The sequence below is a fragment of the Prodigiosinella confusarubida genome, from assembly GCF_002847015.1.
GTDB lineage: Bacteria > Pseudomonadota > Gammaproteobacteria > Enterobacterales > Enterobacteriaceae > Prodigiosinella > Prodigiosinella aquatilis.
Window position 1 is genome coordinate 3,206,780 of sequence record NZ_CP025085.1, and the last position, 16,226, is coordinate 3,223,005.

General features: G+C 45.0%; 18 protein-coding genes. 14 read left to right on the forward strand and 4 right to left on the reverse strand.

Annotation, left to right across the window (positions count from 1 at the left end; all coding sequences use genetic code 11):
- Positions 1 to 16: 16 nt before the first annotated feature.
- Positions 17 to 565 (reverse strand): YniB family protein, encoded by a 549-nt coding sequence (locus tag CWC46_RS14560; protein WP_021015832.1) that lies wholly within the window; start codon positions 563 to 565, stop codon positions 17 to 19.
- 193 nt (positions 566 to 758) lie between these two features.
- Here CWC46_RS14560 and hxpB point away from each other — a divergent pair, with 193 nt between their 5' ends.
- Positions 759 to 1,424 (forward strand): hexitol phosphatase HxpB, encoded by a 666-nt coding sequence (gene hxpB, locus CWC46_RS14565; protein ID WP_021015831.1) that lies wholly within the window; start codon positions 759 to 761, stop codon positions 1,422 to 1,424.
- Between the two features lie 46 nt (positions 1,425 to 1,470).
- On the opposite strand, the gene CWC46_RS14570 is transcribed toward hxpB, so the two are convergent.
- Positions 1,471 to 1,803 (reverse strand): cupin domain-containing protein, encoded by a 333-nt coding sequence (locus CWC46_RS14570; RefSeq protein WP_021015830.1) that lies wholly within the window; start codon positions 1,801 to 1,803, stop codon positions 1,471 to 1,473.
- 337 nt (positions 1,804 to 2,140) lie between these two features.
- Here CWC46_RS14570 and kduI point away from each other — a divergent pair, with 337 nt between their 5' ends.
- From kduI to CWC46_RS14620, 10 genes are all read left to right on the forward strand, one after another.
- Positions 2,141 to 2,977 carry a 5-dehydro-4-deoxy-D-glucuronate isomerase gene (kduI, locus tag CWC46_RS14575; RefSeq protein ID WP_021015829.1) on the forward strand — a complete coding sequence of 279 codons (837 nt, stop codon included), beginning with the start codon at positions 2,141 to 2,143 and terminating at the stop codon, positions 2,975 to 2,977.
- Positions 2,978 to 3,059: 82 nt separating this feature from the next.
- On the forward strand, positions 3,060 to 3,821 hold the full coding sequence (kduD, locus tag CWC46_RS14580; protein ID WP_021015828.1) for a 2-dehydro-3-deoxy-D-gluconate 5-dehydrogenase KduD: 762 nt from the start codon (positions 3,060 to 3,062) through the stop codon (positions 3,819 to 3,821).
- A 258-nt stretch (positions 3,822 to 4,079) separates the two neighbouring features.
- The gene (gene pelW / locus CWC46_RS14585; RefSeq protein WP_021015827.1) at positions 4,080 to 5,711 is read left to right on the forward strand and encodes a pectate disaccharide-lyase PelW; all 1,632 of its coding nucleotides are present in this window, start codon (positions 4,080 to 4,082) and stop codon (positions 5,709 to 5,711) included.
- Positions 5,712 to 5,753: 42 nt separating this feature from the next.
- Positions 5,754 to 6,644: a carbohydrate ABC transporter permease gene (locus tag CWC46_RS14590; protein ID WP_021015826.1), complete on the forward strand. Its 891-nt coding sequence runs from the start codon at positions 5,754 to 5,756 to the stop codon at positions 6,642 to 6,644.
- Entirely contained in the window at positions 6,637 to 7,539 is a 903-nt protein-coding gene (locus tag CWC46_RS14595; RefSeq protein WP_021015825.1) for a carbohydrate ABC transporter permease, read from the forward strand. Before CWC46_RS14590 ends, CWC46_RS14595 begins: the two co-directional genes overlap by 8 nt.
- Positions 7,540 to 7,552: 13 nt before the next feature.
- A complete protein-coding gene (locus CWC46_RS14600) occupies positions 7,553 to 8,680 on the forward strand; it encodes an ABC transporter ATP-binding protein (RefSeq protein ID WP_021015824.1) in 1,128 nt (375 codons plus the stop codon).
- Between the two features lie 15 nt (positions 8,681 to 8,695).
- A complete protein-coding gene (locus CWC46_RS14605; RefSeq protein ID WP_021015823.1) occupies positions 8,696 to 9,985 on the forward strand; it encodes an ABC transporter substrate-binding protein in 1,290 nt (429 codons plus the stop codon).
- A 251-nt stretch (positions 9,986 to 10,236) separates the two neighbouring features.
- Positions 10,237 to 10,950 carry an oligogalacturonate-specific porin KdgM family protein gene (locus CWC46_RS14610; protein WP_021015822.1) on the forward strand — a complete coding sequence of 238 codons (714 nt, stop codon included), beginning with the start codon at positions 10,237 to 10,239 and terminating at the stop codon, positions 10,948 to 10,950.
- Between the two features lie 316 nt (positions 10,951 to 11,266).
- Positions 11,267 to 12,232, forward strand: a complete 966-nt coding sequence (gene paeX, locus CWC46_RS14615) for a pectin acetylesterase PaeX (RefSeq protein ID WP_021015821.1) — start codon at positions 11,267 to 11,269, stop codon at positions 12,230 to 12,232.
- A gap of 131 nt (positions 12,233 to 12,363) precedes the next feature.
- On the forward strand, positions 12,364 to 12,933 hold the full coding sequence (locus CWC46_RS14620) for a metal-dependent hydrolase (RefSeq protein ID WP_021015820.1): 570 nt from the start codon (positions 12,364 to 12,366) through the stop codon (positions 12,931 to 12,933).
- 95 nt (positions 12,934 to 13,028) lie between these two features.
- On the opposite strand, the gene osmE is transcribed toward CWC46_RS14620, so the two are convergent.
- Positions 13,029 to 13,358 carry an osmotically-inducible lipoprotein OsmE gene (osmE, locus tag CWC46_RS14625; protein WP_037380933.1) on the reverse strand — a complete coding sequence of 110 codons (330 nt, stop codon included), beginning with the start codon at positions 13,356 to 13,358 and terminating at the stop codon, positions 13,029 to 13,031.
- A gap of 225 nt (positions 13,359 to 13,583) precedes the next feature.
- Here osmE and nadE point away from each other — a divergent pair, with 225 nt between their 5' ends.
- From nadE to CWC46_RS14640, 3 genes are all read left to right on the forward strand, one after another.
- Positions 13,584 to 14,408, forward strand: coding sequence for an ammonia-dependent NAD(+) synthetase (nadE, locus tag CWC46_RS14630; RefSeq protein WP_021015818.1), 825 nt, complete (start codon positions 13,584 to 13,586; stop codon positions 14,406 to 14,408).
- Positions 14,409 to 14,490: 82 nt separating this feature from the next.
- Complete coding sequence (gene yddG, locus CWC46_RS14635) at positions 14,491 to 15,372, forward strand: aromatic amino acid DMT transporter YddG (protein ID WP_037381572.1); 882 nt, start codon at positions 14,491 to 14,493, stop codon at positions 15,370 to 15,372.
- Positions 15,373 to 15,517: 145 nt separating this feature from the next.
- Positions 15,518 to 15,874: a nitrous oxide-stimulated promoter family protein gene (locus tag CWC46_RS14640; RefSeq protein WP_021015816.1), complete on the forward strand. Its 357-nt coding sequence runs from the start codon at positions 15,518 to 15,520 to the stop codon at positions 15,872 to 15,874.
- Positions 15,875 to 15,928: 54 nt separating this feature from the next.
- Here the strand turns inward: CWC46_RS14640 and ihfA are convergent, their stop codons facing one another.
- Positions 15,929 to 16,225 (reverse strand): integration host factor subunit alpha, encoded by a 297-nt coding sequence (gene ihfA, locus CWC46_RS14645; protein ID WP_009112984.1) that lies wholly within the window; start codon positions 16,223 to 16,225, stop codon positions 15,929 to 15,931.
- Between the last annotated feature and the right edge of the window lies 1 nt (position 16,226).

Here is a 16,226-nt window from a genome sequence, read left to right on the forward strand (position 1 = left end):
GCTCCGTAATAAACGCTCAGACCGCCAGCCCTAGCAGTTTCAATACCATATAGCCAATGACGGCCACGATGACCGGCAATACATACAGGGGGAAATACTGAACCAAAATCGTATGTCGGGGCAGTATTATCAGCGATTCCAGTTGCGTTTTTGTTTTACCGTCGACGCCTTTTATTTTCTCCAGGATGAGTTGATCTTCCAATCCTTCACGGATGTGTATCACCTGCCGGGACAGCCGAGCGCCGGATACTTGCATTGCCAAACCAACAAACATGAGCATGTAGATTAACCAGAACATTATGGTAGAAATAGCCTGTAACTGGTTGAAATCAGGAACCGGTGAGTTATACCAAAAAATATCCAGAAAAGGTGTATTAAAACGTAGAACTTCCACAACCAAATGCAGAAAGTCCTGCATCACCCCATTAATTCCTTGTTTTCTCTCTGTAAAGGCATGGATAAGATTTGCCAGTGAAATCAGTGTCGAAAGCATAGCCGGAATAAAAACAATCCATCCCGCGATACGTTTAACCACGGCAACACGGCCAGCCTGTTGATACGTCATGAGTTCCCCTTGTGAGTGACGCAGTATAAAAATGTCGCCAATCCGATAACAAACAGTGTAGACACATAAAAACCCGTTAGCAGGGTACTTCACGTTTACACCGAGTCAATATTTCTTTCTGTATCTCCTTTATTGGTAATACGTTAACGTATAATGATGGCTTTTAGCGTTTCTTTCCCCAAGGAGCTTGGTGATGACCCCTGTTTACCCGATTAACGCCGTGATTTTTGATATGGACGGATTACTGATTGACTCGGAACCACTATGGGAAATGGCTGAACTGGAAGTGATTGCATCACTGGGCATCGATACTGCGTTAAAGGAAACCATGAGCGACACACTGGGGCTACGTATTGATATGGTAGTTGATCTCTGGTATCAACTGGCTCCCTGGTCCGGTCCGGATCGCGAAGAAGTTGTCTCCCGTATCATCGATCGCGCAATAGCGTTAGTGGACGAACGTCGCCCACTCCTTCCTGGTGTTGAACATGCCTTACAACTGTGTCGCCGGCAAAACCTGAAAATCGGACTTGCGTCGGCATCTCCCGATCGAATGTTGCTGCAAGTACTACATATGTTTAACCTAGAACATTATTTTGACGTACTTGTATCAGCAGAACATTTGCCTTACAGCAAACCGCATCCGGAAATTTATCTACAGACGGCACGGGATCTCGGAGCTCATCCCTTGCAATGTGTCACGCTGGAAGATTCCATCAACGGTATGCTTGCCACCAAAGCAGCGCGAATGCGCTCAATCGTGGTTCCTGCCAAAGAATTACAACATGACCCACGCTGGGTACTGGCAGATAAGAAACTGATGTCTCTGCAACAGTTACATGTGAATGATGTGATGTGATGACGGAAGGAGCATCGGTCAAAACGTGACCGATGCTGACACACTGTCAGAGGAAATCTGCGCGTTTGGGAGAAAATGTGTCGATCAACACACTGCCCTCTTCCAATGAGATAACGCCGTGCATTTCATTTTTCACAGCCATATAAGCATCACCGGTTTTCAGAATTCGCTTTTCACCTTCAATCATCACTTCAAAGCTACCCGCTGCCACATAAGCAATCTGATCGTGGATATCATGTTTGTGAGGCGTGCCTATTGCCCCCTTGGCAAAATGTACGCAAACCATCATCAAATCATCGCTCCAGCTGATGATTTTGCGTTTGATGCCATCACCCAACTCTTCCCAAGGTGTTTCATCGTCAATAAAGTACCGTCTCATGCTTTCTACCTCCTTATTCATCGTATCTCTGGTCCACCTGTTGCTGATTTACAGGAATGGAATAATTGTAAATACCGACATTCTAGTAACATCGGTACAGGATGAAATATAAAATAAGCAAAACCATGACGATCCTCAAGAAATAAATAAAACATTATTTCATTTTTATTGAATTAACATCCCAACCACACTATCATCGCACTATAACAAGAAAGCACCGGGCAACACAGGCACAGGTGCCGTTGTCACTGCCACGCAATGACACTTGTGCCGCTTGGCGCTTTCATTCAGGGCTTAATACCCATTCTTTATTCTGTCTGAAAAACGAGGCTCATTAATGCAAGTTCGTCAAAGCATTCACTGCGACCATGCCAGACAACTCGATACAGCTGGCCTGCGTCGTGAATTTCTGATTGAGAGAATCTTTGAAGCTGATGCCTACACCATGACATACAGCCATATTGACCGCATTATCGTCGGCGGTGTTATGCCGGTACATGCTGTCATCACCATCGGTGATGAAGTTGGCAAGCAATTGGGTGTCAATTATTTTCTGGAACGCCGTGAATTGGGCATCATTAATATCGGTGGTGCTGGCGCTATCGTGGTTGATGGCGAACGCTATGACATCGGCAACGAAGAAGCGCTATATATCGGCAAAGGGGCCAGTGATATTCGGTTCCAGAGTATATCGCCCAAGCATCCTGCCAAGTTTTATTATAACAGTGCGCCGGCACATACCACCTACCCGACACGCAAAATCACACAGTCAGAGGCATCGCCGCAAACACTCGGTGAAGACGTCAGCAGCAATCGCCGCACCATCAACAAGTATATCGTTCCTGACGTTTTACCAACTTGTCAGCTCACCATGGGCCTGACCAAACTGGCAGAAGGTAGTCTCTGGAATACCATGCCGTGCCATACACATGAGCGTCGCATGGAAGTTTACTTCTATTTTGATATGGATGAGGAAACAACCGTATTCCATATGATGGGGCAACCGCAGGAAACCCGTCACATTCTGGTTCATAACGAGCAGGCGGTGATTTCACCGAGCTGGTCAATTCATTCCGGTGTTGGCACCAAACGCTACACCTTCATTTGGGGCATGGTTGGCGAGAATCAAGTTTTTGGAGATATGGATCACGTCAAAGTTAGCGAATTACGCTAATCGCTATTAACCGGAATTACTGATATTCCCCTACAGTAACAGCGCACGACGAGGTATTGTCGTTTACAGAGAGATTAAGGCTATGATTTTAGATTCCTTCAATTTGCAAGGTAAAGTTGCACTTATCACAGGTTGTGATACAGGACTGGGACAAGGTATGGCTATCGGCCTGGCACAGGCTGGTTGTGATATCGTCGGCGTCAACATTGTTGACCCCAAAGATACCATTGAAAAAGTCACTTCCCTGGGGCGCCGTTTCCTGAGTCTGACTGCGGATATGAGCAACATTGCCGGCCATGCAGCACTGGTTGAAAAAGCGGTTGCTGAATTCGGCAAGGTAGATATCCTGGTTAACAATGCTGGTATCATTCGTCGTGAAGATGCGATTGATTTCAGTGAGAAAAACTGGGATGACGTGATGAATCTGAACATCAAGAGCGTATTCTTCATGTCTCAGACCGTTGCCCGGCAGTTCATCAAGCAGGGTCACGGCGGTAAGATCATTAACATTGCGTCTATGCTGTCCTTTCAGGGTGGGATTCGTGTACCGTCTTACACTGCATCCAAAAGTGCCGTTATGGGGATCACTCGCCTAATGGCCAACGAATGGGCAAAACACAATATTAACGTCAATGCTATCGCCCCTGGTTATATGGCAACCAATAACACCCAACAATTGCGTGCCGATGAAGAACGTAGCAAAGAAATTCTGGATCGTATCCCGGCTGGTCGTTGGGGTCTGCCGCAGGATTTGATGGGGCCATCAGTATTCCTGGCTTCCAGCGCCTCTGACTACATTAATGGCTATACCATTGCTGTTGATGGTGGCTGGTTGTCGCGTTAAGTTTTTTTGGATCTTTAATGTGATGCAAGGCACAATCCTGAATTGTGCCTTTTATTTATCTATCAATATCTTACTTATAAATTTCGATTTCTCTCACGCTTCCAAAGCCTTTCAAAAAATTTTCAAAACAACGTTCCGACTTTGATCACACTTTCGATATTGTGTGCATGACGGATGGGCGGGTAGCGCAATATAATCAATCGAAACAGCGTTTCTATTTATAAGGAACCGTCTAACAGTTCCATGAGAAGGTGCTCCATGAGTATTTTTAGTCACTTAGACACCAGCAAAGAAATACAGCTCGATTTATGGCTCGCCGCGCTGAACAGCCATATTGAAAAAATACAGCAATATGGACACAGCCACAGTAATCCGACACCGTTATTGGCTGATGGCTTCGATGTACAAACGAGAACGCCAGTTGTCTGGAAATTTCCTGATGGGCACGATGCTCCCATTTCTAATTTTGCCAGCCAGCAAAATTGGCTTCGTTTGTTAGATTCCATGAGTATCGTCACAGAAATAGAGAAATATCAGAAAACGGCTATTTCCCAATGTGAATTTTTCTTTTCTCACTTTGTTGACGAAAATAGTGGTCTTTTCTATTGGGGTGGACATCGCTTTATTAATCTGGACTCGTTGAAAAGCGAAGGACCAGAGTCAAAATCTCTGGTGCATGAATTAAAACACCATTTACCCTATTACCCGTTCTTGCACCGTATTAATGCCGAAAAAACACTTCATTTTCTACAGAGCTTCTGGAACGCACACGTCGAGGATTGGAACTCACTGGATTTAGGTCGTCATGGTGATTATGCCAAACCACGCGATCCACACGTTTTTATGCACACGCACCACGATGTGGTAGACCCTGCAAAATGGCCTGAATTACCGCTGACGAAAGGGCTTACTTTTGTCAATGCCGGTACCGACCTGATTTATGCCGCCTTTGCCTATGCACAATTTAGCGGGGATAAACAAGCGGCCTTATGGGGAAAACATCTCTATCGTCAATATGTATTGGCGCGCAATCCGGAAACCGGAATGCCGGTGTACCAATTCAGCTCGCCCTTGCAACGCCAGCCGATTCCGGACGACGATAATCAGACACAGTCCTGGTTCGGCGATCGCGCCCAACGCCAGTTTGGCCCGGAGTTCGGCGCCATTGCCCGTGAAGCGAATGTGTTATTCCGGGATATGCGTCCATTGTTGATCGACAGCCCACTGGCGATGCTGGATATCCTGCATCAGCACCCTGACAGTGACATGCTGGAATGGGTGATTTCCGGGCTGAAAAACTATTACCAATATGCTTACGACGCTGACAGTAATACGTTGCGCCCCATGTGGAATGACGGTCAGGACATGACCGGTTATCGTTTCAAACGTGATGGTTACTACGGAAAAGCAGGGACAGAGCTTAAGCCCTTTCCACTAGAAGGTGATTATTTATTGCCACTGGTGCGTGCTTACCGACTGAGTGGTGATGTGGAATTGTACACACTGATCACTACCATGCTGGAGCGTCTGGGAAAAGACGGATTAAGTACGGTTGCGACCCCATTTCTACTGCTTGCCATGATAGAACTGGCTGAACATCAGCAATCAAAAAAATGGGCTGATCATGCCTGGGCACTGGCAGAAATATTATTTGATCGTCATTTTCATCATGGTCTGTTAACCCGTTCAGAAAAGCATCGTTATGTTCGTCTGGATGACCCCTTCCCTTTAATTTTGCTGGCGCTGGTTGCCGCCTGCAAAAACAAACTGAACAAATGCCCGCCCATACTGACACAGGGGGGGTATGTACACGGAGACTTTCGCATTAATGGGGAAAATAGGGTCATCTATGACATAGAGTTTATTTATCCTGAATTATTAACACATTAATTTTATTTTTACTGGTTCACAATTACTAAGTAGGTAAGCATTATGAATGAAAACAGAATGCTGGGGTTAGCCTATATCTCTCCTTATATAATAGGGCTGATAGTTTTTACCGCTTTCCCCTTTATTTCTTCTTTCATACTCAGTTTTTCTGAGTATGACCTGATGAGTCCGCCAACATTCACCGGCCTGGAAAATTACCACCGGATGTTTTTGGAAGACGATCTCTTTTGGAAATCCATGGGTGTTACATTTGCCTATGTATTTTTGACCATTCCTTTGAAACTGATATTCGCGTTGTTAATCGCGTTTGTTCTTAACTTTAAATTACGTGGTATTGGTTTTTTCCGTACTGCTTACTATGTTCCCTCCATTCTGGGCAGCAGCGTAGCCATTGCTGTATTGTGGCGAGCACTGTTTGCTATCGATGGACTTTTGAACAGTTTCCTTGGCGTACTGGGTTTCCATGCCATCAACTGGCTTGGTGAACCTTCTCTGGCACTGTTTTCTGTGACCCTATTACGTGTCTGGCAATTTGGTTCCGCCATGGTGATCTTCCTTGCCGCACTACAGAATGTCCCTCAGTCACAATATGAAGCCGCGATGATAGATGGGGCTTCCAAGTGGCAGATGTTCATGAAAGTTACCGTACCATTGATTACACCGGTTATTTTCTTCAACTTCATCATGCAAACCACACAGGCATTCCAGGAATTTACCGCGCCTTATGTCATTACTGGCGGTGGGCCTACCCACTATACCTATCTGTTCTCACTTTATATTTACGATACAGCATTCAAGTATTTCGATATGGGGTACGGCGCAGCGCTTGCCTGGGTTTTGTTCTTGGTTGTAGCCGTGTTTGCGGCAATTTCCTTCAAATCATCTAAATACTGGGTGTTCTACTCCGCCGATAAGGGAGGAAAAAATGGCTGATATGCATTCACAAATGTCTGCACAGGATATTGCAGCAGAAGAAGTACGCCGCACACTGCGTAAAGAGAAACTCAATGCAGGCATTCGTTATGTAATTCTGTTGTTTGTTGGCTTGCTGATGCTCTACCCATTGGTCTGGATGTTTTCAGCGTCTTTTAAGCCAAACCGTGAAATTTTCACCACGCTCAGCTTATGGCCGACACACATCACGTGGGATGGTTTTATTAACGGCTGGAGAACGGGGACGGAATACAACTTCGGTCACTACATGATTAACACGTTCGAGTATGTGATTCCGAAAGTCATCCTGACCATTATTTCCTCCACCATCGTGGCGTATGGCTTTGCCCGCTTCGAGATCCCGTGGAAAAACTTCTGGTTTGCCACACTGATTACCACCATGTTGCTGCCCAGTACCGTGTTGTTGATCCCTCAGTACATCATGTTCCGTGAAATGGGCATGCTGAACAGCTACCTGCCATTGTATCTACCGCTGGCATTCGCAACACAAGGATTCTTTGTGTTCATGCTGATTCAGTTCCTGCGTGGTGTTCCACGTGATATGGAAGAAGCCGCTCAGATTGATGGTTGTAACTCCTTCCAGGTGTTGTGGTATGTGGTAGTGCCAATTCTGAAGCCGGCCATTATCTCGGTAGCACTATTCCAGTTCATGTGGTCCATGAACGACTTTATCGGCCCGCTGATTTACGTTTACAGCGTTGATAAATACCCGATTGCGTTGGCTCTTAAGATGTCTATTGACGTTACAGAAGGCGCACCGTGGAACGAAATTCTGGCAATGGCAAGTATTTCAATCCTGCCATCCATCATCATTTTCTTCATGGCTCAGCGCTACTTCGTTCAGGGCGTTACCAGCAGCGGAATTAAAGGTTAATTGAGGATCTATCATGGCTGAAGTTGTTTTCAACAAACTGGAAAAAGTCTATTCCAACGGTTTCAAAGCAGTGCACGGTATCGACCTAACGATCAAAGACGGTGAATTCATGGTTATCGTTGGTCCGTCTGGCTGTGCTAAATCCACAACCCTGCGCATGTTGGCTGGTCTGGAAACCATCAGTGGCGGTGAAGTTCGTATCGGTGAACGCATCGTCAATAATCTGGTACCCAAAGCACGTGGCATCGCAATGGTGTTCCAGAACTATGCCCTCTACCCACACATGACGGTACGCGAGAACCTGGCGTTTGGTCTGAAGTTGAGCAAAATGCCCAAAAAACAGATCGAAGATCATGTCAACGAAGCGGCTAAAATTCTGGAGTTGGAAGACTTGATGGACCGGTTACCGCGTCAGCTCTCCGGTGGTCAAGCGCAGCGTGTCGCTGTCGGTCGCGCCATTGTAAAAAAACCGGATGTATTTCTATTTGATGAACCCTTATCAAATTTGGATGCCAAACTGCGCGCCTCAATGCGTATCCGTATCTCGGATTTGCATAAAGAGTTAAAGAAAAGCGGTAAACCAGCCACCACAGTCTATGTAACTCATGACCAGACCGAAGCCATGACAATGGGTGATCGTATCTGCGTCATGAAGCTAGGCCACATCATGCAGGTGGACACGCCAGATAACCTGTATCACTACCCGAAAAATATGTTTGTGGCCGGTTTCATTGGTGCGCCGGAAATGAACATCAAGCCCGGACAGTTACTTGAACACGATGGTCAGATCGGATTGAAAGTCGGTCACTATCCCCTGCTACTCAACCAGTCACAACAGAGCAAAGTTCAAGATTATGTAGGCAAAGAGATCTGTTTCGGTATACGTCCCGAATACGTCACTGTTTCAGAAACCCCTTTCGAAACCAGTCACTCACAGGGTGAATTGGTCCGCGTAGAAAATATGGGCCATGAATTCTTTATGTACATAAAAGTTGATGGCTTTGAATTAACCAGCCGTATGCCTTCCGACGAAGCCAGGCTGATTATCAAGAATGGCCTGCATCGCCAGGTATTCTTCCAGTTTGATATGGATAAATGCCATATCTTTGATGCAAAAACAGAACAAAATATCTCTCTATAACAGGAGTAGTAATCGATGAAAAAAGTGATCCTACGCACATTAATTGCCTCATCTCTGGCACTGTTGGCACATCAATCTTTTGCAGCAGATCAGGTTAATCTGCGTGTGTCATGGTGGGGCGGTAACGGACGTCACCAAGCGACACTGAAAGCCATTGATGCATTCCACAAACAGTACCCAAACATTGACGTTAAGGCAGAATATACTGGTTGGGATGGACATCTCTCTCGTCTTACCACACAGATTGCCGGTAATACTGAACCCGATGTAATGCAGACCAACTGGAACTGGTTGCCTATTTTTTCCAAAAATGGCGATGGCTTCTATGATTTGAACAAAGTGAATGGCCCGCTGGATCTATCACAGTTCAGCCCCAAAGAACTGCAAGCTACGACTATTGACGGAAAATTGAACGGCATTCCCATCTCCGTCACGGCCCGGATGTTCTACTATAACGACGAAACCTGGAAAAAAGCGGGGCTGTCCTATCCGAAAACCTGGGATGAACTGCTGAACGCCGGTAAAGTATTCAAGGAGAAACTGGGAGATCAATACTATCCCGTCGTTCTGGAACATCAGGACTCGTTGGCGTTGTTACGTTCTTACATGGTGCAGAAATACAACATCCCTGCCGTGGACGAAAAGGCGAAGAAATTCGCTTATACAGAGGCACAATGGGTTGAGTTCTTCCAGATGTATAAAAAAATGGTCGATTCCCATGTTATGCCATCATCGAAATACTATGCCTCGTTCGGCAAGAGCAATATGTATGAAATGAAACCGTGGATTGCGGGTGAATGGGCGGGTACTTATATGTGGAACTCTACCATTACCAAGTACTCTGATAACTTGAAAGCGCCTGCCAAGTTGGTACTGGGAGACTACCCCATGTTACCAGGTGCCAAAGACGCAGGTCTGTTCTTTAAACCTGCACAGATGTTTTCTATCGGTAAATCTACCAAGCATCCGAAAGAAGCCGCGATGTTAATCAACTTCTTACTGAACAGTAAAGAAGGTGTACAGGCCATGGGCCTGGAGCGTGGCGTACCATTGAGCAAATCCGCCGTCGCGCAATTACGTGCTGATGGCGTAATTAAAGATAGCGATCCATCGGTAGCAGGCCTGACTATGGCACTGTCTTTACCACATGCAATGAAGACATCGCCTTATTTTGATGATCCGCAAATCGTAGTACTATTCGGTGATGCCATTCAGTATATTGACTACGGTCAGAAGTCGGTGGAAGAAACAGCAAAATATTTCCAGCGTCAAGGTGATCGTATTCTGAAACGTGCCATGAGATAAGAATAGAAGTTATTTTTTATATTAATAACCCTGCCATACCCATGGCAGGGTTATTTTATTAAAACTGAAACAGATTATATATTCCAATTGATCGCCATCACAAATTGAAACCAAGTTTCAATTTTTAATACTCAAGCCGATCTTGATCACAAAATAGATTTAATATGTCCTTAAAATAGAACCTGCTTTAAAACGAAATATTGCGTCTTTCAATTTTTGCTTCACTCCTTAATTAATAGGGAAAATTAAAAATGAAATTAAAACTACTCGCTCTGGCTGTAACTTCATTAATTAGTGTAAATGCACTGGCTGTATCAATTGATTACCGACATGAATGGCGGGATACTGCGAAAGGTGACCAACGAGATCGCTTATTAATATCAAACCGCTTCGCCAATGGTTTTGGATTATCTTCAGAAGTATCATGGAAACAATCCAGTGCAGACAGCACGCCGAATAAGCCGTTTAATGAACAGGTTAGCAATGAAACTGAAGTGATTGCGAGTTATCTCTATAAATTCAATCAAACTTTTTCTCTGGAAAGTGGCTTTAGCTTAGTCTCCGGGTCCACATACCGTACTTATCGTCCTTATCTTCGCGGTGGAGTAAAATTTGCCGATGACTGGACTGCCACACTGCGTTATCGCCCTTATTACAAACGTATCAGTGGTAATATTGGTAGTTCAAGTAATACGGCTGAAAATGGCTATAATATTACCGCAAATGTCGGCTATACATTCCTCAAAAATTATAATATTTCTTATGAATATGACTTCAAGAAAATTAACCATGCCGGAGCAAAGAGCTATGACAACCATAGCTACAATGCCGATCACCAGGTTAAATTGTCTTACAAATGGGATAAAAACTGGAAGCCTTATATTTCTTTATCCAACCTCGCAGATAACGGTACCAGCGATCATCGTCAAACCCGTTATCGTGTAGGTGTAGTCTACACATTCTAATAGGTAACGGCAGACTGCCTTGCTTGTTATAGAAGGCGGTTTATATTTTCGGATAAATTAAATTCATAACTGGTTTGGTTTTAAATTACATATTTATAATCATTGCTTGTGAATTTATTTTAATAACGCTATCATTAATTGAGTTTGATATTCCTGTGTCTAACTACCCTCTTTACGAATGAACGTTATTTGTTTAGTCATTATTTTATAGCGGACATTTTCTCCGATAAATGTCCGTTTTTTTTTGCTGAAAAAAACAATATATCGAAACTGACTCTTTTCACTATTGCACCTATTACAAACCAAAAGGTATATCATGATTCTCCGTTTATTAATTGCCGGAACCATTATGATGTCAGTTAATGGATTCAGTTACTCCCAGTCGGCTTTCCCCGTCTGGCCACAAGGGGAAGCTCCTGGGGCAGCGACCTCACACGCACAACCACAGGTCGTGGAAAGAAGCAAAAACCCGGCGTTACCCGATCGAGCCGCCACCGGCGTTCGTAGCCCGGAAATTACTGTCTATCCAGCGAGTAAACCTAATGGAATCGCGCTACTCATCACACCAGGCGGCGCCTACCAACGAGTTGTTCTGGATAAAGAAGGCAGTGTATTAGCCCCTTTCTTTAATCAACAAGGCTATACCCTGTTTGTGATGACCTATCGAATGCCTGGTGAAGGTCACAAAGAAGGTGCAGATGCTCCGTTAGCCGATGCACAGCGAGCTATTCGTACCTTACGCGCCAACGCTGTCAAATGGCATATCAATCCACAACAAATTGGCATTATGGGTTTTTCTGCCGGTGGCCATGTTGCTGCCAGTCTTGGTACACGATTCGATCAGGCTGTTTATCCCGCCCAGGATGCTATTGACAAACTAAGTGCCCGACCTGATTTTATGGTGTTGATGTACCCTGTCATTTCCATGCAAACAGCTATTGCCCACAATGGCTCCAGGATTGCACTGATAGGTCATCATCCTACCAATGCACAGATTAATCGCTATTCTGCCGAAACACAGGTTACCGATCAGACACCCCCAACATTTTTGGTCCATGCGGTGGATGATCCTTCCGTTGCTGTTGATAATAGTCTGGTTATGTTTTCGGCATTACGGGCGCATCATATCCCGGTTGAAATGCATCTGTTTACGCAGGGTAAACATGGTTTTGGTATCCGTGGGACCCAGGGATTACCCGTCGCCACCTGGCCGCAATTACTGGATAACTGGATTAAATCATTGCCAGCCATAAAAAAAGAAAATGATCATGCGGAGAAATAATCTTTATTGATGAATGGTTACCGATAATATGATTAATGTCATCAATAAAAATAAATAGTTACGCTGTCACTGCTTTCGTCACTCATCACGATCTCCTATACTGTATAAAATAACAGTTTTCGAGACGTTTCATGACTGCGGAAGGACACCTTCTCTTCTCTATTGCTAGTGCTATCTTGGCTAAAAAAATAGAACTATCGCCCGCGCTGGCCGCAGGAGACTGGTGGCATATTATTCCAGGTGCGTTACTGACGGCCTTGTTGCCAGATATCGATCATCCTAAATCAGTGCTGGGGCAACGGTTAAAGTGGATTTCCGTTCCTATCGCCCGGGCATTTGGTCACCGTGGTTTTACCCACAGTTTGTTGGCAATCATGCTCGGGCTCTATTTTATCCATACCCAGTTACCTACTGACTGGCTAATACCCACTGATGCCTATCACGCCATGATCGTTGGTTATCTTAGCCATATCGCTGGCGATATGCTGACTACCGCAGGAGTTCCGCTACTATGGCCATGTCGCTGGCGCTTTCGTTTGCCTATCCTGAACAGTCAAAAAGGTAATCAACTGGAGCGTATCCTCTGCATTGGATTGATTGCCTTTTCAATCTTTCACCCCCAACAACCGCTCGATGGCTGGAACGACACGCTGTCAATTAAGCTTTTCCAGCACCGTGTTCATCAATTACTCATCCCATAACATACAAAACTGGCACAATATTAATATCTGACCATTTTCACAAAAAAAAACCAGAGGCGGTTACTCACCTCCGGTATGATTATACTCAACCTGAATTAATGCTGTGGATTCGTATCGTACTCCTGACAGCTTTGGAAACCCTTGTTCATAACGTGGCCCGTTTCATCAAAGCTAACGAAATAATGCTGAATCTTGCCATCATGCGTTCCCAGGATATAAGTATCACACGTTCCCCTGGCATTGACCATTGTAACGGTCGTCGAAGGAGAACCGGCAATTTGGTTCACTTGCTGTCTGGTCATACCCTTATTCACATCTCTTACCACGGGTTTTGTTAAATAATTTTCAGCCCGATTATATGCTGTACATCCGGAAAGCATCACCGCACCTGCGGCAATACACATGATGAGTCGACCATTTTTCATTGAGGTACCCCATTTTTATATCCATTAGACTTAAGACTAGATGAGAATGTGTGACTTCTCAAACCGAAACGCTGCTTTTGATAAGATAAAAGTTGGCACCAATACCACTAATCTCGTGTAAAACTCTCCCCACATGACTTGTTCTTTTACTCTGTGGCAGTTAACGTTAATCTTTAGCAATGAGAATAATTATTCTGGCGTATCAATAAGTTCAGGAGGGGTTGTATGTCATTACAGCAGGAAATCATCCAGGCGCTAAGTGTAAAAAGCACCATCGATCCAGCGCAGGAAATCCGTGTGAGTGTTGATTTTTTAAAAGATTATCTTAAAGCACACCCATTTATCAAAAGTTTGGTATTAGGAATTAGTGGCGGCCAGGATTCGACCCTCACTGGCAAACTATGCCAAACCGCCATTAGCGAATTGCGCAATGAAACCGGAAAAGACGATTACCAGTTCATCGCTGTTCGTTTGCCGTTCGGTGTACAGGCCGATGAACATGACTGCCAGGACGCCCTTGCATTTATCCAACCAGACCGAGTGTTGAAAGTAAACATCAAGCCAGCCATAGAGGCCAGTGAAGCGACCTTGCGTGAGTTAGGTATTGAACTGTCCGATTTTGTAAAAGGCAATGAAAAAGCACGTGAACGGATGAAAGCTCAGTACAGTATTGCGGGCATGAACGCAGGTCTGGTGGTGGGAACGGATCATGCTGCTGAAGCCGTAACGGGTTTCTTCACCAAATACGGTGATGGAGGTACGGATATCAATCCAATCTTCCGTTTGAATAAACGCCAGGGGAAAGCGTTGTTAAAACTGCTTGGCTGCCCGTCCCATCTCTATACCAAGACCCCCACAGCAGATTTGGAAGATAATCGGCCGGCTCTGCCTGACGAAGTGGCGCTTGGCATCACTTATGAAAAAATTGATGATTATCTGGAGGGCAAACAGATTGATCCGAAAGATGCAGCAATCATCGAAAACTGGTACAGCAAGACCGAACACAAACGTCGTCCGCCAATTACCGTTTTTGACGACTTCTGGCGTTAATTGACATAACTCAATACGTTATGCGGATGCCATTATGACATCCGCTTTTCATTGGACCCCATCTTAAGCCCTCATCATGGAAATAACGTCACAACGCGCTACGCTGGTTGGATTAAGTGCCATACTGCTTTGGAGTACGTCTGTTGGACTAATACGGAGGTTGACAGAATCGCTGGGCCCTCTTGGCGGAGCCGCAATGATTTACTCCTCCAGCGCACTATGCCTTATTCTGTTCAATGGTTTTCCTCCCATTAAAAGTCAATCCAAAATCTATTTACTGCTAGGTGGAGCCCTGTTTGTCTGCTATGAGATCTTTTTTTCTCTGGCTATCGGCTTTGCAAGTAATCGTATGCAGGCTATGGAATTGGGAATGATTAATTATCTCTGGCCTTGTCTGACTATTCTGTTCGCCATCGTTATTAACCAACAGAAAAGTCGCTTTTTCCTGTGGCCAGGTATTGCGCTGTCATTAGCCGGTATCGTATGGATCATGAAAGGCGATGGTGTCTGGTCACTATCACTCATGTGGCACAACATTATTGCCAACCCCGTAGCTTATGGATTGGCCTTTGCCGCCGCCATTGTTTGGGCACTGTATTGCAATGTTTCTCGCCGTTTTGGTGGTGGTAAAAGCGGTATTTCACTGTTCTTTGTTGCGGTATCAGCGGTGTTGTGGCGTCAATATCTGTTCAGCGAAGAACCCGTGCTTTCTTTTTCTCTGACCACGGTGTTGGAATTGCTGTTTATCGCAGGCTCTACGGCATTATCGTATATGGCGTGGGACATCGGCATACAGCGGGGTAATCTCACATTGCTGGCCACCGCATCTTACTTTACGCCAATGCTATCTGCATTACTGAGTGCATTATGGCTGAATATTATCCCCACCTTTTCGTTCTGGCAGGGAGTTCTCATGATCACGGTAGGATCACTGCTGTCCTGGATGGCAACACGTTCCTCATAAACGTATTTTTTCGCCCCTTGGTCGATAATGTGCATTCCATCTTTATTCTTGTGGTGTGAACCACTATTTCATCATTGATAAATTGTATATAAAATATATCTATGAACTCAAGCGCTGTGCAGCAGGAGATGGGAGAAATAATATTATGCCGGGGAAACGAATCCAACGAGAAATCCATACTGTCAGCTTGATGATTGATCTGTATGAAAAAAGGCATCCAGCACCAGAAAACGATGCCGACCGTTATGTTCATCTATTCCAATATGCGGTGAATCGTCTGGAAAGATGTTACTTTAAGGAAGGAAAACCGGCCTGCAAACAATGCCCCATCCACTGCTATCAACCAGCAAAACGCGAAGAAATCAAAACAATAATGCGCTGGTCAGGACCACGAATGCTGTTATATCACCCTATTCTGGCTATCCGTCATTTAATGGATGACAATCGCCCAGTGCCCCCTCACCTTGTACCCAAAACAAAGAAACCCTCTAACGATACCTAAAGTTCAGCGCTCACTCAAAAAAAAGGCCGCTTACGCGGCCTTTGGTTTAACTCTTCATTCTTTGGGTGAAGCGTTTTCTACCCGACTTTTCAATTTCTGCCCCGGACGGAACGTGACCACACGACGCGCCGTAATCGGAATATCTTCGCCAGTTTTTGGGTTACGTCCCGGTCGTTGGTTCTTGTCTCGCAAGTCAAAATTACCAAAACCAGACAATTTGACTTGCTCGCCATTTTCCAAAGCGCGACGAACTTCTTCAAAAAACAGCTCGACTAGCTCTTTGGCATCCCGTTTGCTCAGCCCAAGCTTTTCAAACAGGTATTCTGACATTTCAGCTTTTGTAAGCGCCATA

Excerpts from the sequence above, each read along its gene's own strand:
- nadE (WP_021015818.1), top strand. The coding sequence starts at position 13,584 with ATGTCATTACAGCAGGAAATCATCCAGGCGCTAAGTGTAAAAAGCACC.
- paeX (WP_021015821.1), top strand. The coding sequence starts at position 11,267 with ATGATTCTCCGTTTATTAATTGCCGGAACCATTATGATGTCAGTTAAT.
- pelW (WP_021015827.1), top strand. The coding sequence starts at position 4,080 with ATGAGTATTTTTAGTCACTTAGACACCAGCAAAGAAATACAGCTCGAT.
- CWC46_RS14605 (WP_021015823.1), top strand. The coding sequence starts at position 8,696 with ATGAAAAAAGTGATCCTACGCACATTAATTGCCTCATCTCTGGCACTG.
- CWC46_RS14570 (WP_021015830.1), bottom strand. The coding sequence starts at position 1,803 with ATGAGACGGTACTTTATTGACGATGAAACACCTTGGGAAGAGTTGGGT.
- hxpB (WP_021015831.1), top strand. The coding sequence starts at position 759 with ATGACCCCTGTTTACCCGATTAACGCCGTGATTTTTGATATGGACGGA.
- CWC46_RS14620 (WP_021015820.1), top strand. The coding sequence starts at position 12,364 with ATGACTGCGGAAGGACACCTTCTCTTCTCTATTGCTAGTGCTATCTTG.
- CWC46_RS14560 (WP_021015832.1), bottom strand. The coding sequence starts at position 565 with ATGACGTATCAACAGGCTGGCCGTGTTGCCGTGGTTAAACGTATCGCG.
- ihfA (WP_009112984.1), bottom strand. The coding sequence starts at position 16,225 with ATGGCGCTTACAAAAGCTGAAATGTCAGAATACCTGTTTGAAAAGCTT.
- kduI (WP_021015829.1), top strand. The coding sequence starts at position 2,141 with ATGCAAGTTCGTCAAAGCATTCACTGCGACCATGCCAGACAACTCGAT.
- CWC46_RS14610 (WP_021015822.1), top strand. The coding sequence starts at position 10,237 with ATGAAATTAAAACTACTCGCTCTGGCTGTAACTTCATTAATTAGTGTA.
- osmE (WP_037380933.1), bottom strand. The coding sequence starts at position 13,358 with ATGAAAAATGGTCGACTCATCATGTGTATTGCCGCAGGTGCGGTGATG.
- kduD (WP_021015828.1), top strand. The coding sequence starts at position 3,060 with ATGATTTTAGATTCCTTCAATTTGCAAGGTAAAGTTGCACTTATCACA.
- CWC46_RS14595 (WP_021015825.1), top strand. The coding sequence starts at position 6,637 with ATGGCTGATATGCATTCACAAATGTCTGCACAGGATATTGCAGCAGAA.
- CWC46_RS14640 (WP_021015816.1), top strand. The coding sequence starts at position 15,518 with ATGCCGGGGAAACGAATCCAACGAGAAATCCATACTGTCAGCTTGATG.
- CWC46_RS14600 (WP_021015824.1), top strand. The coding sequence starts at position 7,553 with ATGGCTGAAGTTGTTTTCAACAAACTGGAAAAAGTCTATTCCAACGGT.
- CWC46_RS14590 (WP_021015826.1), top strand. The coding sequence starts at position 5,754 with ATGAATGAAAACAGAATGCTGGGGTTAGCCTATATCTCTCCTTATATA.